At 46.6% G+C, this 25924-nt stretch carries 21 protein-coding genes and 1 tRNA gene; 13 read left to right on the top strand and 9 right to left on the bottom strand.

Annotation, left to right across the window (positions count from 1 at the left end; translation table 11 throughout):
* Positions 1-4: 4 nt before the first annotated feature.
* Complete coding sequence (locus ACYSNS_RS08350; protein WP_461722680.1) at positions 5-1168, bottom strand: MlaE family lipid ABC transporter permease subunit; 1164 nt, start codon at positions 1166-1168, stop codon at positions 5-7.
* Positions 1169-1431: 263 nt separating this feature from the next.
* Between ACYSNS_RS08350 and ACYSNS_RS08345 the strand changes: the two genes are divergently transcribed.
* The 7 genes from ACYSNS_RS08345 (at position 1432) to ACYSNS_RS08315 (ending at position 9553) form a co-directional block, all read left to right on the top strand.
* Positions 1432-2211, top strand: coding sequence for an SDR family oxidoreductase (locus ACYSNS_RS08345; protein ID WP_461722679.1), 780 nt, complete (start codon positions 1432-1434; stop codon positions 2209-2211).
* Positions 2212-2226: 15 nt separating this feature from the next.
* On the top strand, positions 2227-4593 hold the full coding sequence (locus tag ACYSNS_RS08340) for an NADP-dependent malic enzyme (protein ID WP_461722678.1): 2367 nt from the start codon (positions 2227-2229) through the stop codon (positions 4591-4593).
* Positions 4594-4774: 181 nt separating this feature from the next.
* Entirely contained in the window at positions 4775-5059 is a 285-nt protein-coding gene (locus tag ACYSNS_RS08335) for an acyl carrier protein (RefSeq protein WP_461722677.1), read from the top strand.
* Positions 5060-5071: 12 nt separating this feature from the next.
* Positions 5072-6247, top strand: coding sequence for a beta-ketoacyl-ACP synthase (locus ACYSNS_RS08330; RefSeq protein ID WP_461722676.1), 1176 nt, complete (start codon positions 5072-5074; stop codon positions 6245-6247).
* Between the two features lie 10 nt (positions 6248-6257).
* The gene (locus tag ACYSNS_RS08325; RefSeq protein ID WP_461722675.1) at positions 6258-7535 is read left to right on the top strand and encodes a beta-ketoacyl-ACP synthase; all 1278 of its coding nucleotides are present in this window, start codon (positions 6258-6260) and stop codon (positions 7533-7535) included.
* Positions 7536-7588: 53 nt separating this feature from the next.
* Entirely contained in the window at positions 7589-8617 is a 1029-nt protein-coding gene (locus ACYSNS_RS08320; protein ID WP_461722855.1) for a zinc-binding dehydrogenase, read from the top strand.
* Between the two features lie 3 nt (positions 8618-8620).
* Positions 8621-9553 (top strand): lipid A biosynthesis lauroyl acyltransferase, encoded by a 933-nt coding sequence (locus tag ACYSNS_RS08315; protein WP_461722674.1) that lies wholly within the window; start codon positions 8621-8623, stop codon positions 9551-9553.
* A 6-nt stretch (positions 9554-9559) separates the two neighbouring features.
* Here ACYSNS_RS08315 and ACYSNS_RS08310 read toward each other — a convergent pair whose 3' ends face one another.
* Both ACYSNS_RS08310 and galE read right to left on the bottom strand, forming a co-directional pair.
* Positions 9560-9769 carry a TOBE domain-containing protein gene (locus tag ACYSNS_RS08310; RefSeq protein WP_461722673.1) on the bottom strand — a complete coding sequence of 70 codons (210 nt, stop codon included), beginning with the start codon at positions 9767-9769 and terminating at the stop codon, positions 9560-9562.
* A gap of 28 nt (positions 9770-9797) precedes the next feature.
* A complete protein-coding gene (galE, locus tag ACYSNS_RS08305) occupies positions 9798-10805 on the bottom strand; it encodes a UDP-glucose 4-epimerase GalE (protein WP_461722672.1) in 1008 nt (335 codons plus the stop codon).
* A gap of 92 nt (positions 10806-10897) precedes the next feature.
* Here galE and mazG point away from each other — a divergent pair, with 92 nt between their 5' ends.
* Complete coding sequence (gene mazG, locus ACYSNS_RS08300; protein WP_461722671.1) at positions 10898-11719, top strand: nucleoside triphosphate pyrophosphohydrolase; 822 nt, start codon at positions 10898-10900, stop codon at positions 11717-11719.
* Between the two features lie 15 nt (positions 11720-11734).
* Here mazG and sufA read toward each other — a convergent pair whose 3' ends face one another.
* Positions 11735-12106, bottom strand: a complete 372-nt coding sequence (gene sufA, locus ACYSNS_RS08295) for a Fe-S cluster assembly scaffold SufA (protein ID WP_461722670.1) — start codon at positions 12104-12106, stop codon at positions 11735-11737.
* A 176-nt stretch (positions 12107-12282) separates the two neighbouring features.
* Here sufA and ACYSNS_RS08290 point away from each other — a divergent pair, with 176 nt between their 5' ends.
* Both ACYSNS_RS08290 and ACYSNS_RS08285 read left to right on the top strand, forming a co-directional pair.
* Positions 12283-12726, top strand: a complete 444-nt coding sequence (locus tag ACYSNS_RS08290) for a c-type cytochrome (protein ID WP_461722669.1) — start codon at positions 12283-12285, stop codon at positions 12724-12726.
* Between the two features lie 114 nt (positions 12727-12840).
* A tRNA-Pro gene (locus tag ACYSNS_RS08285) sits at positions 12841-12917 on the top strand.
* A gap of 271 nt (positions 12918-13188) precedes the next feature.
* On the opposite strand, the gene ACYSNS_RS08280 is transcribed toward ACYSNS_RS08285, so the two are convergent.
* The 3 genes from ACYSNS_RS08280 to ACYSNS_RS08270 form a co-directional block, all read right to left on the bottom strand.
* Positions 13189-14643: a glutamate synthase subunit beta gene (locus ACYSNS_RS08280; RefSeq protein ID WP_461722668.1), complete on the bottom strand. Its 1455-nt coding sequence runs from the start codon at positions 14641-14643 to the stop codon at positions 13189-13191.
* A gap of 47 nt (positions 14644-14690) precedes the next feature.
* Positions 14691-19364, bottom strand: a complete 4674-nt coding sequence (gene gltB, locus ACYSNS_RS08275; protein WP_461722854.1) for a glutamate synthase large subunit — start codon at positions 19362-19364, stop codon at positions 14691-14693.
* Between the two features lie 515 nt (positions 19365-19879).
* Positions 19880-20368: an Hsp20 family protein gene (locus tag ACYSNS_RS08270; protein ID WP_461722667.1), complete on the bottom strand. Its 489-nt coding sequence runs from the start codon at positions 20366-20368 to the stop codon at positions 19880-19882.
* Positions 20369-20550: 182 nt separating this feature from the next.
* On the opposite strand from ACYSNS_RS08270, the gene ACYSNS_RS08265 reads away from it, so the two are divergent.
* Complete coding sequence (locus tag ACYSNS_RS08265) at positions 20551-22383, top strand: SLC13 family permease (RefSeq protein ID WP_461722666.1); 1833 nt, start codon at positions 20551-20553, stop codon at positions 22381-22383.
* Between the two features lie 130 nt (positions 22384-22513).
* Complete coding sequence (locus tag ACYSNS_RS08260; protein ID WP_461722665.1) at positions 22514-23485, top strand: alpha/beta hydrolase; 972 nt, start codon at positions 22514-22516, stop codon at positions 23483-23485.
* 23 nt (positions 23486-23508) lie between these two features.
* Here ACYSNS_RS08260 and hisN read toward each other — a convergent pair whose 3' ends face one another.
* Positions 23509-24297: a histidinol-phosphatase gene (hisN, locus tag ACYSNS_RS08255; protein ID WP_461722664.1), complete on the bottom strand. Its 789-nt coding sequence runs from the start codon at positions 24295-24297 to the stop codon at positions 23509-23511.
* Positions 24298-24508: 211 nt separating this feature from the next.
* Positions 24509-25387, bottom strand: coding sequence for an N-formylglutamate amidohydrolase (locus ACYSNS_RS08250; RefSeq protein WP_461722663.1), 879 nt, complete (start codon positions 25385-25387; stop codon positions 24509-24511).
* 171 nt (positions 25388-25558) lie between these two features.
* On the opposite strand from ACYSNS_RS08250, the gene cpdR reads away from it, so the two are divergent.
* Positions 25559-25921 (top strand): cell cycle two-component system response regulator CpdR, encoded by a 363-nt coding sequence (gene cpdR / locus ACYSNS_RS08245; protein WP_461722662.1) that lies wholly within the window; start codon positions 25559-25561, stop codon positions 25919-25921.
* The last annotated feature ends 3 nt before the right edge of the window (positions 25922-25924 follow it).

Here is a 25924-nt window from a genome sequence, read left to right as displayed (position 1 = left end):
CCACTCAAAAATTAATTGCAGCATAAAAGATTGCGAAAAACCCATCTATCACAATCACAACAAAAATAGATTTAACGACAGAAGATGTAACTCGCTGTCCTAAGGATTCTGCACTACCGCCGACTTTCAAACCCTCGACAGACGCAATAATACCGATAATCAACGCCATGAACGGCGCTTTGATTAAACCCGCAAAATAAGTGGTTGTCCAGACGGCGTCATTAAGCCGCGTCATAAATGCTTCGTATGAAATGTTTGAATAGACGTTGGCAACAACACAAGCTCCGAGCAATGCAGACAAATCTGCCACAACCGTCAACAAAGGAAGGATGATAGCCAATGCTACAAGGCGAGGAAATACAAGCACCCCAATCGGATTGAGTCCCATAACCTTGAGTGCATCCGTTTCCTCCCGCATCTTCATAGAGCCAATTTCTGCAGTAATAGCGCTCCCTGAACGACCTGCAATCATTATGGCCGTGAGAAGTACACCCAATTCCCGAAAAACTAGAATACCGACAAGGTCCACGACGAAAATTTCAGCACCAAACAATCGCAACTGAAAGGCACCCTGCTGTGCAATGATAGCGCCAACGATGAATGACATAAGAATGATAATTGGCACCGCACCAACGCCCATTCGATCAATTTGTGTCACGACAGCGGGCAAACTAATGCCCGATCCCCTTCCACGCTTCATCTGCGAACCACGAATAGTCGCCCCGAGTATATGCATAGCGAGAAGAAAGTCGTTCCCGCCATTCACGACCTTTTCGCCGAAAAAAGAAAAAAAACGGATGTATACGGGAGGCTTGGCAACGCTGAGACTATCATCTCTATCTTCAAAACTGTGCCCCACTGTCACCAAAAGGGAGTGCCACGCTTCACGCGCGCCTTGCAGTTCCACATCCACACCTTTTTCTTTGAGCTTGACATACAAGCGCTCTAGTACCCATGCACCAGCCGTATCAAGGCCGGTCATACCGGATGCGTCTAGAACCGCCCGCTTGCAATCTGTAACCTCCAACATGCGCACTCGATCATCAACAAGATGAACCGTATGCGTATTCCAGTTTCCGTGGCAAGAAACTGACAGAACGGAACCTTCAACCGAATATTCGACTGCGGCCGCATTCTGTTGTCGTGCTTGATTAGCCGGATCACTCATAAATTGCGTCCAATACCCTATTCATATAGCGAATCTCTGTTGTGCATCCTCGCTCACAAAGATTAATACGTCATTAACCATCAAAGTCACACCCTCACTAATTCGTGTAGAATGCATTCTCCGCAAGCCTGTACACTGTGCCTTGCTATTGGCATAGATTCGCGAATACAAATAGCTATGTAAATCGCTGGACTAAATATGCGCCAGTTTCTGTACTGGCCCTGTTTGGTTGTCGATATTAAAGCGACAATGGAGGCAAATTTATGGATTTGGGACTTAAAGGACGTACTGCAATTGTATGCGCCTCCAGCAAAGGCCTTGGGAAGGCTTGCGCATTAGCTTTGGCTAAAGAAGGATGTGATGTGGTCATTAACGGCCGCAATAGCAAAACACTCCATGCCACCGCCACTGAAATCGCGACTGCGACAGGCGTGAGGGTAACAACGGTGGCAGCCGATGTGTCAACAGCGGAAGGTCAGGAGGCACTTTTGAATGCTTGTCCTACGCCTGACATACTTGTCAACAATAACGCAGGACCACCGTTTCGAGATTTCAGGCAACTCGATCGCGAAGCCATACTTGCCGGTGTTGCGCAAAACATGGTAACGCCAATTGAATTAATTCAATCGGTTCTTGATGGGATGGTGTCACGTAGGTTCGGGCGTATCGTCAATATAACATCGACATCGGTCTATGCGCCAATTGTCGGGCTTGATCTATCGTCAGGCACCCGTGCAGGTCTCACTTCATTCCTCGCAGGTATCGCCAGAACTGTCGTTTGTCATAATGTGACAATTAACAATATTCTACCGGGTCCTTTTGCGACAGATCGCCTGCTGCAAGGCTTCGCAGCGTCGGCAACTAAAAGTGATGACAAGATAGAAGACCTCGTAAACGAACGGAAAAAACAGAACCCTGCTAACCGCTTTGGCGATCCAGAGGAGTTCGGGCACGCTTGTGCATTTCTCTGTTCAGAAAAGTCTGGTTTCATCACCGGACAGAATCTCATAATTGATGGCGGCGCTTACGCCAGCGCATTCTAAAATCGGATAACTGCTATGACAAATAAAAACATTAATGCGCAACGTGCTGAATTAGAAGAAGCCGCATTATTCTATCATCGTTATCCCAAACCGGGAAAATTAGAAATTCAGCCGACGACACCGCTTGGTAACCAGCGTGATTTGGCCCTCGCCTACTCGCCGGGCGTTGCAGCACCTTGCATGGCTATACACGATGACCCCGAACTCGCTGCACAATACACTTCGCGTGCCAATCTTGTCGCGGTCATCTCAAATGGCACCGCGGTCCTAGGACTTGGAAACATAGGCCCACTTGCTTCAAAGCCGGTAATGGAAGGAAAAGCCGTTCTATTCAAGAAGTTTGCCAATATTGACGTCTTCGATATTGAAATTGACGCCAACGACATCCCGCGCATGGTTGATACAGTCTCAGCATTGGAGCCGACCTTCGGCGGCATCAATCTTGAAGATATAAAGGCGCCAGAATGCTTCGAAGTCGAAGAACAATTGCGCGCAAAAATGAATATCCCAGTTTTTCATGATGACCAGCACGGCACCGCGATCATCGTCGCCGCTGCAGTGATAAATGGGCTAGACCTTGCCAATAAAAAGATCGAAGACGCAAAGATAGTAACTTCAGGGGCGGGAGCTGCGGCATTAGCGTGCATAAACTTGCTCGTCCGCCTCGGAGCAAAGGTGGAAAATATTTGGCTCAGTGACCTTGAAGGCGTCGTTTATGAAGGCCGGCAAGCGCTTATGGACCGCTGGAAAAGCATCTATGCACAAAAAACGGAAGCCAGAAAATTAAACGAAATAATAATAGATGCCGACGTGTTTTTAGGTGTCTCGGCCGGTGGTGTCTTGAAACCCGAAATGCTGGAAAAGATGGCACCTAAACCATTGATTATGGCCTTGGCAAACCCAACGCCTGAAATTATGCCGGAAGAGGCAAGGGCTGTTAGGCCTGATGCACTCATTTGTACTGGACGATCTGATTATCCGAATCAGGTGAACAATGTTCTGTGTTTCCCCTATATTTTTCGCGGTGCCCTTGATGTTGGTGCGACTGCCATCAACGAGGAGATGAAAGCCGCCGCTGTCTATGCGATCGCCGCGTTGGCGCGCGAAGAATCTTCCGACGTTGTTGCACGCGCATATTCTGGAGAAACGACGGGTTTTGGTCCTGATTACCTGATCCCCTCGCCTTTTGATCCACGTCTCATATTACGCATCGCTCCCGCGGTCGCCAAAGCGGCAATGGAGACCGGCGTCGCAATGCGTCCTATTAAAGATATGGCGGCATATCTCGATGAATTAAATCGGTTCGTATTCCGCTCTGGGTTGATAATGAAGCCGGTCTTTGCTGCTGCGAAATCTGCCGAATGCAAACGCGTCATCTATGCTGACGGTGAAGACGAGCGGGTGCTAAGGGCTGCACAAGTTGTACTGGAAGAGCAAACAGCTATGCCGATTTTGATTGGGCGGCCAAATGTCGTAGAGGCACGCTTGAAGCGCTTTGGCTTACGCATCAGGCCAGGTACGGATTTTGAATTAATCAATCCAGAAGACGATCCGCGCTATCGTGACTATGTTGATTTGTTTTTGCATTACACTGGTCGTCGCGGGGTAACTCCTGAAGTTGCAAAAACAATCGTCAGAACATCGACAACGGCCATTGCTGCTCTTGCTGTTATGCGAGACGAAGCTGACGCGATGATTTGTGGCTTGGGCGGTCGTTTTGAACGCAATTTGCAACTTGTCGAGCAGATCATTGGAATTGACGAAAATGTCAGCCACTTTTCTGCCCTCAGCTTGTTAATATCACAGCGAGGAACGCTCTTTCTCACGGACACATATGTTAACGCTGATCCAACGTCAGAGGAACTGGCCGAAATTGCGGCACTCGCAGCTGACGAGGTACGCGGCTTTGGTATAGAGCCAAAAGTGGCATTGCTATCCCATTCAAATTTTGGGTCCAAAGATAGCGCCAGTGCGCGAAAGATGAGACGAGCCAGCGAAATCTTAGCCGCGCGTTATCCGGATCTCGAATCAGATGGAGAAATGCACGGTGACGCAGCACTGTCGCAAACGCTCCGCGACCGTGTTTTTCCAGGATCAAGATTAAAAGGCGAAGCAAATCTCCTTGTTTTCCCAAATCTAGACGCAGCAAACATCACTTTAAACGTCGTGAAAAACCTAACAGATGCACTTCACGTTGGCCCGATATTGTTAGGCCCATCAAGACCTGCGCATATCCTTACCCCATCGGTTACATCGCGTGGAGTGGTCAATATGACCGCTCTGGCGGTTTTAGAAGCAAATAGAAAACGCAGTCAGGTCACACAAAAGGTTGAAAAGCCCGCGAATTACTTCCGCAGCTTTCCCCGTCAAATTCCGACCTGATACGATGCATATGTGATATTGCGTCAAACACTGGACATAAATGAGCCTGATTGATATTGCATTTGGTCATGAAAAACCGATGCAAATTCGGGATTAAGTCTTTTTTTTGCGCAAGAAAGACGCTAGATAGAGTCTGATAAAGGCCGATTGTCATGGCCGTAAACAAAAAAGGAATTGCACATTGTCCTCCACTTTTGACAAAGTTGCCGACATCATCGCTGAAACAAGCGAAATTGATCGCGATACGATAACACCGGAAAGCCACACGATTGATGATCTTGGCATCGATAGTTTGGATTTTCTCGATATCGTCTTTGCGATAGACAAAGCTTTCGGAATAAAAATTCCATTGGAACAGTGGACGCAGGAAGTCAACGAAGGCAAAGTTGCGACAGAAGAATATTTCGTCCTGAAAAACCTTTGCGCAAAAATCGACGAACTTGTCGCCGCAAAACAGGCCGGATAATCGCTTAAGATCATGCAGAAGAAAGATGTAGTAGTCACAGGTATTGGGTTGATCAGTTCTTTAGGCGAAGGCGCCGAGAGACATTGGGAGCTGCTCAATTCACCTTCGGTTACACCTAATCTGGATCAGACAAGTTTCCATCCTTATACTGTACACGCGATAGGCGACGTAGATTGGAATACGCAAATTCCAAAACGCAGTGACCAGCGTCAGATGGAAACTTGGCAGCGACTTGGCACATACGCTGCGGGGCTCGCGCTGGATGATGCAGGCATCAAAGGCGAAGCCTCCCTACTGTCGACGATGGATATGATTGTGGCTGCTGGCGGCGGTGAGCGTGATGTCACGGTGGATGCGCAAATCCTTGCCAAAGGACGTGAGGTATCAGACCGCGGTATAATGCTCAATCAGATGCTTTCCACTGAATTGCGTCCGACACTCTTTCTTGCGCAACTGTCAAACCTATTGGCTGGAAATATATCAATCGTTCACAAGGTAACAGGTTCCTCGCGTACTTTTATGGGTGAGGAAGGCAGTGGGTTGGCTGCGATTGAGATTGCAATCGCGCGGATTTCTTCTGGGCAGAGCACTCACACCCTGGTCGGTGGATCCTATAATGCACAACATTACGATATGTTGCTTGGACAAGAATTGGGTGGTTTACTCAAACGTGATGGGTGGTCGCCTTTATGGCAGCGAGAAAATTGCCAAGGCGGTGGACTAATCACGGGTTCTGGCGGTGTGTTTCTTGTATTGGAGAGCTTAGATCACGCGAGAGCCCGCGGCGCGCATATTTATGCGAAAATCAGTGACATCAAAACCAATCAATCCAATCGGCAAAAGAAACCGTTAACAACGACTTTAGCGTCCATGTTGGAGCTTGTAAAAGCAGATTCCAATTTTGCTGTATCCGGTGCATCAGGTGTTCTTGGGGTAACTCAGACTGAAAAAGATGTGTTAGATAAAGCTGGCTTCGTTTATCGTGGCATCTCAAGTGTTTTTGGACACTTGCGTGAAGCTCAGTTTCCGCTGTCACTCGCGCTTTCAGCTATCGCGGTCAACAAAAGGGCCGGATTTCCGGCGCTCAGTGAGGCCGAAAAACCTTTCGAAGGAGAACTTCGAAGCGTCGTAGTTTCCACCGTTGGCACAAATCGGGCCGAGGGTTTGGCACGACTGACTGTAGCCTAAGGATTTTTCAATGAGCGAATATAAAGATCATCTTGGGCGGCCGATTGTAGCGATCACCGGAGCTGGTGTTGTAACATCGCTTGGACAGGGTAAAGCTGAAAATTGGGCCAAACTGACAAATGGTGTCAGTGGCATCCATACGATTACACGATTTCCGATTGATGGACTGAATACGCAAATTGCTGGTACCGTCGATTTCTTGGAAGAGAGTAAAATCGGTGCATCGGCACTTTCTGAAAAACTTGCAGTTCTTGCAGGTGAAGAAGCGATAAATCAGGCTGGACTTGATTGCGGAAACTTTAACGGCCCGTTGTTTCTCGCTGCTCCTCCTGTGGAACTTGATTGGAGAGCCCGTTTTGCGCTCGACCAAGAAGCAGCTTCAAACCTAGAGCCTTCTTATGCGGAACTACTGGCTGTTTGTAGCGAGAAACTTCATAATGTGTTCTTCGAGACCACGCAGTTTGGACATATCGCGGAACGGTTACAAGATATTTTTGGTACGACAGGATTGCCAGTCACCCTATCAACAGCCTGTGCGTCGGGAGCAACAGCAATTCAGCTTGGTGTCGAAGCAATAAGGCGCGGAGAAACCGACCGCGCTCTGACGATAGGAACAGATGGTTCTGTCTCTGCAGAGGCTCTTATTCGCTTTTCTTTGTTATCAGCTCTTTCTACTCAAAATAAACACCCTGAGAAAGCTTCGAAGCCATTTAGTCGCGATCGCGATGGATTTGTCATGGCAGAAGGTTCTGGCGCTCTGGTCATGGAATCGCTTGAAAGCGCAATTAAACGCGGGGCTACCGTCCTCGGTATTTTGGCGGGTTGCGGTGAAACGGCCGATGATTTTCATAGAACACGTTCCAAGCCAGACGCTTCGCCCGCGATAGGGTCTGTACATGCCGCTCTAAGTGACGCAGGATTGGATGTTGATGGTATCGACTATATCAATGCTCACGGGACGTCGACGCCTGAAAATGAAAAGATGGAGTATTTAGCTCTATCCACGGTATTCGGGGATTTATTAGAACGCATACCCGTGTCGTCGAACAAATCAATGATTGGCCATACTTTAACTGCTGCTGGCGCGATTGAAGCTGTCTTTTCGTTGATGACCATCCAGTCAGGCATTTTGCCACCAACAATCAATTATGATGACCCTGATCCGGCTATTCTGCTTGATGTGGTTCCAAATCACAGTCGGCAAGCAGCAGTTGGGTCGGTACTTTCCAATTCGTTTGGTTTTGGCGGACAGAATAGCAGTCTTGTTATTAAGGCTTTTAGAGGGTAACTCCTAATATTGACATATTAGCCGGCTGGCTTTTACCGAAAAGGGGAATGATGATGCGCGCATTGCAATTGCTTGACGACCGGCGTCTGGAAATTACAGATATAGCCTCTCCTCCTCCTCCCGGATCGGGTGAAGTTACGGTTGGTATTCAAGCTGTGGCTCTCAACCATATTGATGTATGGGGATGGCGCGGAATGGCTTTCGCCAAAAGGAAAATGCCTTTGGTCATTGGCGCTGAAGCATCAGGCGTCGTAAAAGCGGTTGGCAATGGCGTTGGAAACTTAGAAGTCGGCCAGATTGTTTCGATCTATGGCGCACAAACCTGTGGCCTCTGTAAAGCTTGTCGTGAAGGCCGCGACAACCTATGCACGCATGTGAGCGGTGTTCATGGTTTTCATTTAGACGGTTTTGCATGTGAAGCGGTTAATCTTCCGGCACGCTTGCTTGTTCCTGCTCCACCTGAGTGTGATGCAATTGCGGCAGCGGTAGCGCCTGTGACGTTTGGGACCGTAGAACATATGCTGTTTGATAATGCCCAACTTCAGCCCGGGGAGACTATCCTTGTGCAGGCAGGCGGTTCGGGTATTGGTTCGGCGGCTATTCAGCTTGCAAAACGTATGGGGTGCACCGTTATAACAACTGTCGGATCTGATGATAAAATCGAGAAAGCAAAAGCACTTGGCGCAGATCATGTGATTAATTATCGGGAAGACCGTTTTGAAGGTGTTGTCCGTAAACTGACAAAAAAAAGGGGGGTCGATGTTGTTTTTGAACACGTCGGTGCCGACACGTGGGCTGGTTCCATGCTTTGCATGAAAAGAGGTGCGCGCTTGGTAACGTGTGGCTCAACGTCAGGTGTTTCCACCTCCATGAATTTAATGCAGCTTTTTCAGCAGCAATTAAAAATCTTTGGCTCTTTCGGCTGCCGTATGGAAAATATGGCGAATGCAATGCAGAAAATGGCGCAAGGTATTGTTCACCCGGTTATCGATACAATTGTAGGTTTCGATGAGATTGATACTGCGCTCAAGCGTATGGAAAGCCGCGATGTATTCGGCAAAATTATTTTGAAAATAGATTGACGCATGTTTAAACTGCGTTTAAAACTGTTCTTATATCGCATTCGCAATAAGCTTAAGGACTGGTGGGATTGGTCTTGGGCGCATTTCGTTGCGGGGCTGCTTGCTATGATGCGTTATTTGCCAGCGAAGGCCGGCATAGCGTTTTTTTGTTGGTTTGCCCGTACCATTGGCCCTTTCCTGCCCCGACACCAAATAGCATTAGACAATCTGACGAAAGCCTATCCCGAAATGGATGAGCGAGATATCCGAAAGATTGCCTTGGAAATGTGGGAGAATATGGGGCGATTATTCGCAGAATATGTTTTTCTCGATAAGATTTTTGATTTTGATCCTGATGCGAAAGAACCAGGTTTGGTAGAGGTTGATGGAATCGACATATTCTTAAAACTGCGTGATGAAAAGAAGCCGCATATATTCTTCACAGCCCACACCGGTAACTTCGAGCTTCTTCCAATTTGTGCCGCTGCATACGATTTGAATGTAACAGCGCTTTTTCGTCCGCCAAATAATCCTTACATCGCAAAACGAGTGTTGAAGGCGCGGCGAACCAATATGGGCCATTTGGTTCCTTCAAAAGCCGGTGCCGCATGGGCTCTTGCTGGTAAATTGGCAGAAGGCGATAATGTTGGAATGCTGGTCGATCAAAAATTCCGCCGTGGTATTCCAGGAACTTTTTTTGGGCGTCCTGTAAAAACCAACCCATTGTTGGTAAAGCTCGCACGACAATATGATTGTGATGTTTATCCTGCTCGCTGCATACGCCTACCGGGCGGCCGCTATAAACTTGAATTATATGATCGGATGGACTTGCCGAGAGATAGTGAAGGCCACATTGATGTTGCGGCAACAGCTCAAAAGCTAAACGACACAGTTGAGACCTGGATAAGAGAATACCCAGGTCAATGGATGTGGTTCCATAAAAGGTGGGGTGACTAGGAAGGATTAGTCTTCTACTGCAATCATGACATCCGATGATTTGATGACAGCAGCGGCATCCTTACCAACAACCAATTGTAGATCATCGACAGATTCGTTTGTGATAGAGGCGGTAACAATCGAACCTCCGACATCAAGTCGAACATGGGCAGTTGTCGCGCCTTTTTTTATCTCGACAATCTTGCCTTTAAGAACATTACGGGCACTAATTCTCATGTTTTTGTTCCTTTTTTAGTTCAGTTCTTTATTTATACCCGTCTGGGTTTTTCAACTGATAATTCCACATATCAGCACACATGCTACGTAAATCCTTTTTGGCTTGCCAATGCAATTTTTTAAGTGCCGTACTCGGATCAGCGTAAAATTCGGCAATATCGCCGTCTCGTCTTGGTGCGACTTCATAAGTAATCTTACGGTTCGAGATATGTTCAAAAGTTTTGATGACATCCATCACACTGTACCCCTTGCCACAGCCCAGATTGATCGCTTCACAACCGGCCTGATCCAGCGAGTTCAAAGCGCGCAAATGGCCTTCTGCAAGATCCTCAACATGTATGTAGTCCCGAACACCGGTCCCATCCTTTGTATCGTAATCATTACCCCAAATCATTAGTTTTTTGCGTCGTCCAGACGCAACTTGGGCTATAATCGGCATGAGGTTATTTGGCGTGCCTTTGGGATCTTCACCAATTAAACCGCTTTCATGCGCACCTACCGGATTGAAGTAGCGTAAAATCGAAAACGCCCAGCTATTATCCGCAGCATAAAAATCACGGAGAATATTTTCAACTATAAGCTTGGTACGACCATATACGCTTGCTGGCACAAGGGGATGTTTTTCATCATAAGGAAGATATTTGGGGTCGCCGTAAACCGTCGCTGTTGAAGAAAAAACAAGTTTTTTTACGCCTGTTGCTTTCATCGCCTGCAACAAACGCAAGCTCCCGACAACGTTACAATCATAATAGAGATCTGGTTTAATCTGCGACTCACCCACCGCTTTCAAACCGGCAAAATGAATAACGGCGCTACATTTGTGACGCTCAATAACAGTTTCTACAAAGCCTCTATCGCGAATGTCTCCAGATTCATTAAATGGCGCGCGACCGCTAATTCTTTCTATGCGACGCAATACCTCCGGATGACTATTATCAAAATTATCGATAATAACGACGTCATAGCCGGCCTTCATTAGAGCAACGCAGCAATGTGATCCGATATACCCCGCTCCGCCCGTTACCAGAATGCTCATAAATGTAATCCCATACGTCATAAAGAAGTCTGGCATTTATGTAGGAATTCTTTATTTCTGACAAGTCAATGATTATTGAGTGAGGAATTCGTATGAAGCCTGGACGGGATATAACACAACTGATCGAAGTCATGGCAGCGCTCCGTGATCCTGAAACGGGGTGCTCCTGGGATATCGTGCAGACTTTCGAAACGATTGTACCCTATACCATCGAAGAAGTTTATGAAGTTGTGGATGCTATCCAGCGTGGTGATAGAGTGGACCTATGCGAAGAGCTGGGTGACTTACTTCTACAAGTCGTCTACTACGCTCGAATGGCTGAGGAAGAAGGAAGTTTCGATTTCGGTGACGTCGTATTGGCGATTACTGAAAAAATGATCCGTCGTCACCCTCATGTCTTTGGTAGTGAACAGCAGAAAAAAGTCGGATTGGTTCCCGGAGAATGGAACCGCATAAAGCAGCAGGAAAAGCGTGATCGGCTCGTAAGACGAATGCATGCTGGGCTCGCTGATGACACACAATCAGGCCATCTGGCAACGGTTAGGACGGCTCAACCCACCGAAAAAGAGGCTTTTAGCCTTCAATCGCGCGCTGCAGAAGTTGGCTTTGACTGGAAAACCCCAGAGCCTATATTCGAAAAGCTTGAAGAAGAAATCAGTGAGCTAAAAGAAGCTGTTTTAACTGGAAACAAAACGCATGTGGAAGAAGAACTTGGTGACGTGTATTTTACGCTTATCAATCTAGCACGCAGACTTGAAATCGAACCAAAAGATGCATTGGCTAGGACGAATAAGAAATTCCGCAATCGTTTTACCTACATAGAAGAAAAACTCGGATCCCGTGGCGAAAAGATTGAAGAAAGCAGCCCCGAAAAATTGGAAGATCTATGGAATGAAGCTAAATCTGAAACTTGAGAATTATGATCAAAGCTAAGCATTCATTTGGTTGCGTAAATTTTCCGAAGCCGGTTTGATTTCTACAGATTCACCACACCCGCATGCGGACGTTTGGTTAGGATTGTTAAAAACAAAACCAGTTCGAAGCGCCCCCACTTCAAAATCCATTTGCGTGCCAAGAAGGAAAAGAACGGCTTCCCTAGCGACAAATACGCGAGCACCGTTGGCTTCAACAACATCAGCGCCCGCAACTGTTTCTTTGGCTAGTTCAACGGTATATTCCATGCCCGCACAGCCGCCTTTTTTTATCCCGACAACTATTCCGCACGCGTTGTTGTTAGACATAATGTCCCTGATGCGCTGCTGTGCGGCTTCCGTCAACGTAATGACTGAAAAACGAGCCATAAGCTTTTTCTCTCTTTAATTATCCGATTCATCTGTATTTGGTATTGCAAACTACTACGTTCAAGTGATGCCAGTGCAACGAACCTATAGACGATAAAACTTAAGCTAGAGCATACAAGCTGAACATTCCAGCAAAATCCGATACAAAAACAAACCATCATGTTATATTGGTCAGTATGATTATCGATTTTATAGCCATTGAACATAAGCTAAAAGGATACGAGCGAGCGATGCGTTTCTTCTCATTTTTTTTCACTTTGTTTTTGAGTGCATCAACATTGATACCTGACGTGCATGCCCAAGATATCGAAAATGGTTACAGAATTTTTCGTCGCTGTGTCGCTTGCCATTATGCAGACAAGAATGCAAACAAGGTTGGTCCTACCTTATTGGGCGTCATAGGCCGTACCGCGGGTACAGCAGAAGGATATCGCTATTCACCCGCTATGGTCGATGCGGGAAAAAATGGTCTTATCTGGAGCAAAGAAAGCCTTACCGCATATCTTCACGACCCCCGCGGAATGATAAAAGGTACACGCATGGCAGCTGTAAAGATAAAAAATGATCAGGAGATCGATGACCTCTTAGCGTACTTAAAATCAGTAACGGACAAACCATAGCGTTATCTGTAAATGCTAAAGGATCTAATTTTGTGCTTAAAACCGAAAATAGCGATCAAAATTACAATTTTCACTTGAACCTTTGTTCACAAGCCTATAGGGCTTTTGTCGGTTCGGAGCGTAGCGCAGCCCGGTAGCGCACTTGACTGGGGGTCAAGGGGTCGTGGGTTCGAATCCCGCCGCTCCGACCAATTTTTTCCATCCCGTTCAATGCACGATACAGAACGAAGTCTTCAGCGTTTATCGCACGCTTTAACTTATAACGTTCATTTGAGGAAAAATAGAGATGCACGGGAAATATCGAAAGCCCTACCAAAATTTATGCCGAGTTTTCTAGGGATCCTGCGGCAGAAATATCTATTTCGTTATCTTAACGTAACCCGTGCAATTTAAGATACTTATCGACCGAGAGTCGTTTTCGGCCGAACCCTCATAAGAAATCGAGTTCGACCGTTAGGTTATTTAACGCGGCAGAACCGTATTACCCATAAGAAATCTATCAATTGCGTGTGCAGCTTGACGCCCCTCACGGATGGCCCAGACAACCAAAGACTGTCCGCGTCTCACGTCACCAGCTGAAAAAAGTTTTTCAACGCTTGTCTTGTAATCAACATCATTGGCTGCCACAGAACGGGCACCGCGCCTATCTGTTTTTATCTGCAATTTCTCGCCCAATTCGGAACAGATCCCAGTTTCAAACGGCCCGGCAAATCCGATGGCGATAAATGCAAGATCAGCACGTATAAAGAATTCGCTTCCCGGTATAGGCTTACGCTGTGCATCCACCTGACAGCATTTTACATGGGTGAGATGGCCCTCTTCCCCGATAAATTCTAATGTCGCAACTTGGAATTCGCGCTCTGCGCCTTCAGCCTGACTCGTCGATGTTCGCATCTTTGTCGCCCAATAAGGCCAAACGCTTAACTTGTCTTCTTTTTCTGGAGGTTGTGGCCGAATATCAAGCTGTGTAACCTTAACTGCTCCCTGTCGAAACGCAGTTCCAACACAATCGGATGCAGTGTCGCCCCCGCCGACGACAACGATGTGCTTTCCGTCAGCGACAATTGCCGGCGACGCCCAACCGACAGATTCTATGTTCTCACGCCCTACGCGCTTATTCTGCTGAACCAGATAATGCATGGCATCATGTACACCATGAAAACTTGCCCCTGGTATTTCTGCAATACGGGGGGTTTCCGAACCGCCGCAATAAAGAACTGCGTCATATTCACCAAGAAGATCATCGACCGCTTTATCTACTCCAACATTCACACCACAGAAGAATGTAACGCCCTCACCTTCAAGCTGCTCAATCCGACGATCTATTAAATGCTTTTCCATCTTGAAATCGGGAATGCCGTAGCGCAATAGCCCACCTGGTCTGCTTTCACGTTCATAAACATCAACCATATGCCCCACGCGCGCAAGTTGCTGCGAAGCGGCGAGGCCGGCAGGGCCAGATCCAACAACCGCAATCTTCTTACCTGTTTTGGAGGACACTGTTTGTGGTGCAAAATAGCCTAAGGTAAAGGCTTTGTCTGCTAGCGTTTGTTCCACCGTTTTGATTGTAACCGGCATATCCTCGAGGTTAAGCGTACAAGCTTCCTCACACGGAGCGGGACAGACGCGACCCGTGAATTCCGGAAAGTTATTTGTTGAAAGCAGGTTTTGTATGGCCTCTTCCCAGTTCCCGTTATAAACGAGATCGTTCCAATCAGGGATTTGGTTGTTGACGGGACATCCAGTCGAACCATGGCAAAAGGGAATGCCACAATCCATACAACGCGCAGCTTGTTTTTGTACTTCACTGTCCGTCATAGGAATAGCAAATTCACGGAAGTGCCGAATCCTATCTGATGCAGGTTGGTATTTTTGCGATTGACGGTCTATTTCAAGAAATCCGGTTACTTTACCCATTGTCGTTTCCGTATCTAAATGATTGCGTTGAAACTGAACCTGCGGACTTACTCCGCGGCTGTCCCCATCCGCATCTGTTCCATTTCTTCTAAAGCACGACGGTATTCGACCGGCATAACCTTTACGAATTTCGGACGATAGCTTTCCCAATTATCCAAAATTTCTCTGGCGCGCGTCGATCCGGTGTAATGATGATGATTAGCAATCATCTGAGCTAAACGCTCCTCATCGTGATGCGTCATATTTGCAGACACATCCACACGGCCTTTATGCATCAAGTCGCCCCCATGATGGTGCAACTTTTCCAACATATCATCCTCTTCAGGCACGGGCTCCAACTCTACCATTGCCATATTGCAACGTTGCGCAAAATCACCAGCCTCATCTAAGACGTAAGCGACACCGCCAGACATGCCCGCGGCAAAGTTACGACCCGTTTGACCGATCACTACAACGACACCACCAGTCATATATTCACAGCCATGGTCACCTACACCTTCGACAACTGCAGCAACACCCGAATTACGCACTGCGAAACGTTCGCCAGCCACCCCCCGGAAATAGCATTCACCTTCAATTCCACCGTAGAGAACTGTGTTGCCAACAATGATAGAATCTTCTGCGATGATATTCGTGTTTTCAGGCGGCCTGACGATAATACGTCCACCTGAAAGCCCTTTGCCGACATAGTCGTTTCCATCACCGACAAGCTCAAACGTTATACCCTTTGCAAGGAATGCACCAAAAGATTGTCCTGCAGTTCCGATAAAACGGATATTCAAGGTATTTTCCGGCAGTCCGCGGTGACGATAGCGTCGCACCAACTCTCCAGAGAGCATGGCACCGACCGATCTATCAACATTACGTACCAATGTTTCGAATTCCACCACCTGCTTATTTTCAAGCGCGGGCTTGGCCATCTCGATCAGTTTGCGATCAAGAATGTCATGAATAGGATGGTGCTGCTGTTCTGTGTGATAAATCTGCTTCTTATCAGCATCAGGCTTATAAAATATCCGGCTGAAATCCAATCCCTTGGCTTTCCAATGATCTATAGCCGGTTGCTTATCGAGAAGATCAGATTGTCCTACAATATCATCCAACTTGCTAAAGCCCATTTCGGCCAAAATCGCGCGCACTTCTTCTGCAAGGTAGAAGAAGAAATTGATAACGTGTTCTGGTGTACCCTTGAAGCGCTTCCTTAGAACAGGATCCTGTGTTGCAACACCGACCGGGCATGTATTAAGATGGCATTTACGCATCATCACGCAACCAGACGCAATTAACGGCGCTGTTGCAAATCCAAACTCGTCGGCGCCAAGCAAAGCACCGACAATCACATCGCGACCGGTACGCAGTCCGCCGTCAACCTGAAGTGTTATACGCGATCGCAAACCATTAAGAACAAGTGTTTGCTGTGTTTCGGCCAACCCCATTTCCCATGGTGACCCTGCGTTCTTGAGAGATGTGAGCGGTGATGCACCAGTGCCGCCATCGTAACCAGATACAGTGATATGGTCTGCGCGTGCTTTGGCAACGCCGGCTGCAACTGTTCCGACTCCTACTTCCGAAACCAGCTTAACGGAAATATCCGCATATTCATTGACATTTTTCAGATCGTAGATCAGCTGTGCAAGATCTTCAATCGAATAGATGTCATGATGTGGAGGTGGCGAAATAAGGCCTACACCCGGGGTAGAGTGTCTTGTTTTTGCTATGGTTGCATCGACTTTATGCCCGGGAAGCTGCCCACCCTCACCCGGTTTTGCACCCTGTGCCACCTTGATCTGAATAACATCAGAATTTACAAGATACTCCGCGGTCACACCAAAGCGACCAGATGCGACCTGCTTAATCGCCGAACGCTCAGGATTTGGCGTACCATCGGGAAGCGGATAGAAACGATCAGGCTCCTCTCCACCTTCACCTGTATTGGATTTACCACCGATTTTATTCATTGCCTTCGCCAACGTCGTGTGGGCTTCGCGTGAAATGGAGCCAAATGACATAGCACCTGTTGCAAAACGCTTTACAATATCGGCGGCTGGTTCAACTGAATCGATTGATATTGGTTTCGCACCACGATCTTTAGCGGTCATGATTTTAAACAAACCACGGATCGTTTTTGCCCGAGCCGATTCACCATTAATACGGCGTGAATAGGAGGTAAATAATTCCGGGTTTGATGTGCGGACGGAATGCTGAAGATCTGCTATCGCATCCGGTGACCACATGTGAGCCTCACCACGGATTCGATAGGCGTATTCTCCACCAACTTCCAATGCTTGTTTCAGCACTGGGTCGTCGCTGAACGCTGAGGTGTGTCTCTGTACTGTTTCGTTAGAAACTTCCAGAAGATCAACGCCTTCAATGGTTGTAGCAGTCCCGGTGAAGAAACGGTCAACGAATGATTGTTTCAGACCGACTGCATCAAAAATTTGTGCGCCGCAATAAGATTGATACGTTGATATGCCCATTTTGGACATAACCTTCAACATACCTTTGCCGATAGATTTGATATAGCGATAGACAACCTCGTGCTCAGCAACTTCGTGCGGAAATTCGCCACGCTTATACATATCAATCAATGTATCGAATGCCAGATAAGGATTGATAGCTTCAGCACCGTAACCGGCAAGGCAGCAGAAGTGGTGGATCTCGCGCGGCTCACCAGTTTCAACCACCAAACCAACCGACGTCCGTAAACCTTTCCTGATAAGGTGATGATGAACGGCTGCCGTTGCAAGCAGCGCGGGAATGGGAATGCGGTCTGGGCCAACCTGCCTATCCGACAGGATGATAATATTGTAACCGCCGTGGACCGCGGCTTCTGCGCGCTCACATAAACGCTGTACCGCCCCCTCCATACCTTCCGCTCCTTCCTGAACGGAATAGGTAATATCAATGGTTTTCGTGTCAAAACGATCTTCTGTTTGACCGATCGCACGAATCTTTTCCAGATCTCCGTTGGTCAAGATTGGCTGCCGAACCTCCAACCGTTTGCGGCGTGAAGTACCAACCAAATCGAATATGTTCGGACGCGGACCAATAAAAGACACCAGGCTCATCACCAGTTCTTCGCGGATAGGATCAATTGGCGGATTTGTAACTTGAGCAAAATTCTGTTTGAAGTAGGTATAAAGCAGCTTTGATTTGTCCGACATGGCCGAAATAGGTGTATCGGCCCCCATTGACCCAATAGGTTCTTGACCTGTTGTCGCCATTGGGGAAAGCAAAAGCTTTGTATCTTCTTGTGTGTAACCAAAGGCTTGCTGCCGATCAAGCAAGGAAACATCCTTACGAAGAGATCGTGGTTCAACCGGGGATAAATCTTCCAAAATCAATTGCGTATTTTTTAGCCATTGTTGATAGGGATGCTTAGTAGCAATCTGAGTTTTTATTTCCTCATCAGAAATAATTCGCCCTTCTTCCATATCGATAAGAAGCATGCGACCTGGCTGTAGCCGCCATTTGCGAACAACACGCTTTTCGTCAACAGGCAATACACCTGCTTCTGATGCCATAATGACATAGTCATCATCAGTCACTATGTAACGGGCCGGTCGCAGTCCATTTCTATCTAGAGTCGCGCCGATTTGTCTGCCATCAGTAAAAGCAACTGCGGCGGGACCATCCCAAGGCTCCATCAAAGCAGCGTGATACTCATAGAATGAGCGTCTTTCATCACTCATCAGCCCATTTCCAGACCAAGCCTCAGGGATGAGCATCATCATGGCGTGCGGGAGAGAATACCCCCCTTGATAGAGGAATTCCAGCGCATTATCAAAGCACGCAGTATCAGACTGCCCTTCGTATGAAATTGGCCAAAGTTTTGAAATATCATTTCCGAATAACTCTGAATCAACGGAAGCTTGGCGCGCTGCCATCCAGTTAACATTTCCGCGCAATGTATTGATTTCACCGTTATGTGCGACCATGCGATAGGGGTGAGCAAGCTTCCACGAGGGAAAAGTGTTCGTTGAAAAACGCTGATGGACCAGCGCCACAGCACTTTCAAAACGCTCATCTTGCAAGTCTTTATAATAAGCACCAACCTGGAACGCTAGGAACATTCCCTTATAAATGACTGTACGTGCCGACATTGAAACAATGTAAAAGCCGTTATCTCTTCCGCCAGTTTCGTGAAAAATGCGGTTGGAAATGACTTTTCTCAAAACGAAAAGTCGACGTTCGAAATCGTCATCTGATTTTATAGCCGGATCACGACCGATGAAGACTTGACGATGCACAGGCTCGGTCGCTGCTATAGCTGGCGCTTTCGATAATGAAGAATTATCAACAGGCACATCACGAAACGCGATAAAACGCTGCCCTTCTAGCGCAATAACTTCTTTAACGATCTGCTCGATATGAGCGCGCATAGTGTCGTCACGCGGCATAAAAATGTGACCAACAGCGTATTGACCCACCTTCGGAAGCTGAACCCCCTCCTCGGACATAACCTCACGATAAAAACGATCTGGTATCTGGACTAATATGCCAGCACCGTCGCCCATCAACGGATCTGCGCCTACCGCGCCGCGATGGGTCAAGTTTTCGAGCATGAAAAGCCCGTCTTCGACAACCTTATGAGACTTTTGATTTTTCATATGAGCGATGAAGCCCACACCGCATGCATCATGTTCGTTCTGTGGAGAATACAAGCCTTGCGCGAATGGATGTCCAAACGGCGTAAATACCTCATCCCGCTTATGCGATATAAGGAGGGCGTCTTCGTTCGCAACTTGACCTTGCGTGACATTTTTATTCGTCATTTCAATACCCTTCCACAATCCGAGAACGCAGATTTAAAATCTATCGAATTATCAGAATCCACCCGTGAGTTCCAAGGCAGCCCGACCTTCATAACTTTTCTATGTCAGAAAGATTCTAAACTTTCAAGGAAGCTGGAAGAAATTTGAAATTATATTACAAAAAAAAGAATTTTATATTATCATTATTTCTTACAATCATAAATATTTTTGCATTTCATAAAAATGCTCCACTATAGCGCTTTTTGCTAACAGGCCTTTCCAACATCAGATGATGTTTATTGCCCTAGGGATAAAGGCAAATTCGACCGCTGCCTTCACCATGGTCCAGCCTTCTTCAACGAAGGACACATGTAGTAGAGCCATACCCTGTTTCATCTAAAAATATCATTCACAGAAAAAAACAGGCGTAAATCCTGTTACGCCTGTTTTTTAGCAATCTCTCAAAATGATAGGCAGTAAGTTTATTCGGCTGCTTCCATTTCTATATCAGTCTTGCGAACACGTTTATTGGTGTTCGTCGCATTTGAGGCCTGAACAGTAATTTTCCTCGGTTTTAAGTCTTCAGGGATATCGCGCTTTAACTCAATATGGAGTAAGCCATTTTTGAGCTGCGCACCAATGACCTCTACATGATCAGCAAGTTGAAACCGCCGTTCAAACGCGCGCGCCGCAATACCACGGTAAAGAAAATCAGTTATTTCACTATCGTCTTCCGCTGTTTTTTCGCCCTTGATGGTTAGTTGATTGCGATGAGCTTCCACATCGATTTCATCTTCAGAAAACCCCGCTACCGCCATAGAAATACGATAAGAATTCTCACTTAAGCGCTCGATATTATAAGGTGGATAAGACTGAGCACTTTCAGGCTGTGACATTGAGTCGAACATATTAAACAGACGATCGAAACCGACGGTTGAACGATATAGAGGTGTAAAATCCACTTGACGCATAATATTGCCCTCCTTCAGAGCGACGTATAAATTGGTCTATAACAACCTCCAAATTGGCAGGTTTTAAAGTGACCAGCAGCCCCATCATGGCGACTGCTCTCAATATTTGGTTGCTGGATTTGTGACTTTCAAGATCTATTCTATTAGATACGATAGAGATAATATGTTTGCGGGTATTTTTCATGAACCAAGAATTAACGATTGTTTTCACGCTGCTGCTTGTTGCGATCATTATGTTTGCAGCAAACAAACCCCGCATGGACGCTGTTGCGCTTATCATGATTTGCGCTTTACCGTTAAGCGGAATATTGACTGTTGAAGAGGCATTATCCGGGTTCGCGGATCCCGCGGTCATTCTGATAGCGCTTCTGTTTGTAGTCGGTGAAACCCTTGCGCGGACAGGTATCGTGCAACAAATCGGTGACTGGCTTGTCGAGAAGTCGGGTTCAAGTGAAAACAGATTGCTGTTTTTCCTGATGATATCTGTCGCCGGGATCGGCGCATTCATGAGTTCAACGGGCGTAGTGGCAATATTTATCCCCGTAGTGCTACGGATCGCCAGACAAGCAAATATTTCATCAGCTCGACTAATGATGCCGCTGGCTTACGCCGCACTGCTCAGCGGGATGTTAACATTGGTAGCAACACCCCCAAATCTCATTGTTCAAAGTGAACTGGCAAAACATGGCTTAAACGGATTTGCTTTCTTTTCGTTCAGTCCATTTGGCATCCCACTTCTCGTTATTGCGTTTTTCTATATGTTTTACGCGCGTCGGTTTTGGGGAAAAAGCATTTCGTCGGCCACATCGACTAAGCGCCCTCACATTGCAGACTGGATAGATGAGTATCATCTACACCGTCGTGAAGCCCGTATAAAAATTCTGAAAACATCACCTCTTATCAAAAAAACCTTGCAACAATTGAACTTACGACAAGCAAGCGGCGTCAATATCTTGGCAATTGAACGCACATCTGGTTTGGCAAAAAAACTGATCACTCCGCGCCCCGACACACTGCTTCTGCGTGATGACATACTGCTTATGGACATAGCCAACCTCCCTTCTGACGAAACAGTCGCGAGCCTTTGTCGTGAATACAAATTACAAAGGATGAAGTTAAGCGGTCGATACATGTCTGACAGCACCCAGCAGATTGGCATGGCTCAAGTCATGATCCCTGCGGGCTCGAGCCTGATTGACAAAACAATCTCAGATATCGGCTTCCGCAAGATCTATGAACTTACAATCATCGGACTAAAAAGAGGGAGCGAAGCCGCTAGTGGAAGCCTTACAAATATTGCGTTTAAGCCGGGAGATATCCTTCTCGTCATTGGGCCGTGGCGCAATATCAAAAGACTAGGAGCAAATCAACGCGACTTGTTTATTCTAGATCTACCGCAGGAGATTGATAATGCCACCGAAGCTTCTGCGCGAGCACCCTATGCTCTTATAGGTTTGCTTTTAATGGTTTTCTTCATGGTAAGCGGATTAGTACCAAATGTTATAGCAGCCTTGATTACTTGTTTATTCATGGGACTGACAAAATGCATTAATCTAGACACGGCCTATCGTTCTATCCATTGGCAAAGTCTTATCCTTATCGTCGGCATGTTGCCGTTCTCTCTAGCATTGCAAAAAACCGGTGGCGTAGCTATGATATCTGACTTCGTCCTGTCATTTGCAGGCGGAGCGAGCCCGCGCTTCCTGCTAGCCGCACTATTTACAGTCACTGCATTGCTAGGACTTTTTATATCAAACACGGCAACAGCTGTTCTCATGGCACCGGTTGCCATTAGCTTGGCTCAACAGATGCATGCCTCACCGTATCCCTTCGCGATGACTGTAGCTCTAGCATCCTCAGCAGCTTTTATGACGCCGGTATCCTCCCCTGTAAACACATTAATTTTGGGACCAGGAAATTATAAGTTTTTCGATTTTGTTAAAACGGGAGTTCCTTTCACGTTAATTACCATGCTTTTTACAATTTTACTGGTCCCGCTCTTATTGCCCTTTTAACCAAAGAAAAGACAGCTTTTGCGCTGTACCTCCCATCACTTCTGATAGTACAAACATATGCAAGCCTTTCTTAAATCTTCGAAGTTAGATAGTTTCAGATACTATTCACAATCATAGTGAGAGACCGTAAGTGCAGCACGCCAGATATCATACCAAGCAGAACTCTGCTTCCATCAATACATCTATAGGCTACATGGATGGTGGTAAAAAAAAGCGTATCCGATATGCAGTCACGGCAAACACCCAAACGCAATGTTTCGGCACAATCGTTATATTACAAGGCTTCAACGAATGCATTGAGAACTACACTGGAACGTTTATAGAACTCGGAAAACGTGGGTTTTACTCGGCGACATTTGATTGGTCGGGCCAAGGTCAATCGTCAGCGCAAAAACGTAAACGTGGCCGGCATTTCGGTTTCAATGTCAATTCTGATATTGCCGATCTGGAATTTTTTCTGCAAAATATCATCTATCCCGACTGTCCACCACCCTATTATCTACTCACATACGATATGGGTGCACTGATTGCTCTTTCTGCATTGGAGGTTGTGAACAATCAGTTCCATCGGTTGCTCTGCGTATCGCCATTGATTGCCCCCTTTGGAATAAAAACAGATAGCTTGCACCATATGGTCGGCCAAATACTGACGGATATAGGTCTTGGCAAAATGCGATTGAAAGCAGCCGCCAAAATGCAGATGCTGAGTGATCAAACTCCAGATCAGACTGATAACCAAACCAACATTCCCGTTGGTTCAAACACTCTTTTACCAACATACCATTGGCTGTGCGATACGTTGAATACAGCACGTTTTGTAAAAGCAAAAATGCAGGATGACGCGTTGCGTGTACCAACTCTTTTCATATTGGCAAATCAAGATGTCATTTCCAATGACCGGGAAGCGCGCAAACTTTGTGATTCTACACGCCTTGCTGATAGCCTGACAATTATGGGCGCTGGTCACGATATCATCCGCAGTGAAAACCGTTACCTTTCGCAGTTTTGGGCTGCATTTGATGCATTCATTCCGGGAAGCTTGCCGATAAAAGCCGGAACAATGCTCGAACCAACGACGTTCGATATGCATTCACTCAGATGAAATGATCTACCAATCGGTAAGCTTCACGCACCGTTCAATTTCTGTATGGCCTTCTCGTATAATTGCGGGTTTGCAGCCGCTATTATATTGCCTGCCTTCTCAGCGCGCCCACCATCCCATTGCGTAATGACACCTCCCGATTGCTCAACGATGGGGATCAACGCCATTATATCATAGGGTTTTAACCCGGTTTCGACAACAAGGTCGACAAATCCGGACGCAAGCATAGCAAACGCATAGCAATCCGTTCCAAATCGCCGCAACTTTACTTCTTCACTAAGGGCATTGAATCTGGTTGCGTCTTCTCCTTTAAAAAGTTCCGGCGCCGTTGAGAACAGAATAGCATCACTCAATGAACAGCAGTTGCTTGTCTTAAGCTGCCGGCTTTTGTCATCATAAGCGGTATAGAGGAACGCACCTTTGCCGCTTGCGTAATAGAGCTCTTGCGTGAATGGCTGGGCCATCATGCCGGCAACTGCTTTTTCTGCTCTTTTCAACCCAACCAGACACCCCCAAACCGGCAAGCCGGAGATAAACGCGCGCGTTCCATCAATTGGATCAATTACCCAGACATCATCATTATTACCAATATGCGCTGGAAACTCTTCACCCTGAATACCGTCATCAGGGCGTTCGCGCTGGATAATTTCCCTCAAAGCAAGTTCAGTCTCTCGATCGGCAATCGTCACCGGATCAAAGCCGTTTTGTTCTTTGTTATCCACCGACAAAATTTGCCGAAAGTAAGGAAGTGATGCGATTCGCGATGCGTTTGACAGCTTTCTAAAAAATTCCAAGTCTGGAAGGTTGCTCATTTGGAGGTCAATACCCGTTAATTTGCGAATAAATTTTAATTTTCATGACTATTCTTTAGACATAAATTATTTGGTGCCCGTTAAACAGTCAATTACATTTGACACATAGCATGATATTTTTGTATTTATATGACAACAGGCAATCCTGTTAATGCCCTTTTTAGGGCGTTTCCTCCCTAGACTTTCGCCGCGCCCTTGAGTGCGGCTTTTTTTATTCAGCAGCCATTCGTTGCATATGTAATTCGCTTTCGGGAAAAGACATCAAGTCTGCAGCAAATTCCAGAAGATCTGCGCGTAACGTTGCAAACCTATTCGTTGGCTCAAGTGAAATCTCATTCAGATAAAGGCTGCGATTTATTTCTATTTGTAGACTATGAATATTCTCATGCGGGCACCCGTAATGCGACGTGATGAAACCTCCGGAATATGGGCGGTTAAGGCTGACACTATAGCCTTTACGACGAAGGCGGTCAGCTGCAAAAGTGGAAAACGATTGTGGACATGAGCGCCCATGATGATCCCCAAGTATGAAGTCAGGCTGTTCGATGCCGCCGAAAAATTTGAGTTTTCCCGGCATAGAATGACAATCAATCAAAACAGCAAAACCAAATTTCTGGCGCATTCGAGCCAGTGAACGCTCCAAATTCTGGTGATAAGGGATGTAGAAATTCTCAATACGATGCAGAGCCTCGGCAAGCTCTATCTTTCCAGCGTAAATGTTCATATTCGTCGCGACTATCTTTGGAATAGTGCCTAAGCCAGCAGAAACACGTATCGTAGGTTCAGGCACAAAAGCCGGCAGCGGCTCATCAAACATTTCAGCATCAAGTTCATATATATCCCTATTCACATCCACAAAAGCACGCGGGAAATTTGCAGCCATGAAACCGCCACCGAGTCTGACCACATCATTAAAGATAAGGTCGACAAAACTATCCTCTGACATTCTGATACTGAACGGATCGAGCGCTGATAGTTCAAGAAATGCTTTCGGATAAACACGGCCTGAATGGGGAGAATTGAACAAATACGGCACCCGCAAATCCGCCGGTTCTCTATATTCAAATGCGGGGCATCCGTCCAAACTCATATCGATTATCCAAAATTGAAACACATTTTGAAGGACTGTTACGGCAACTGGCAATTAACCATTAAGTCAATCAATTCGTTCATAGTCGCTTTATCGCTTTTTTTACAAACACGCTATATTGTAAGAAGAAGATAAGGCCATATTTTGAATAGACAACAACTGGACATTGCCATGAAACGAATTTTGCTCGCAGAAGATGATAACGATATGCGCCGCTTTTTGGCAAAAGCGCTGGAACGCGCTGGTTACGAGGTTACCGACTTCGACAACGGTGCTAGTGCTTACGAACGCCTGCAGGAAGAACCGTTTTCATTGCTTTTGACAGACATAGTAATGCCCGAGATGGACGGCATTGAACTTGCACGACGTGCAACCGAAATCGATCCTGATCTACGGGTTATGTTTATCACGGGTTTCGCCGCTGTTGCTTTGAATTCGGATAGCAACACTCCACGTGATGCTAAAGTGTTGTCTAAACCTTTTCACCTCCGTGAGCTCGTTACCGAAGTCGAAAAGATGCTCATTGCCGCCTGAGGT

This window comes from Bartonella sp. LJL80, from assembly GCF_054871565.1.
Note: the sequence above shows the minus strand (reverse complement) of the source record. Positions and strands in the feature narration are given on the sequence as shown.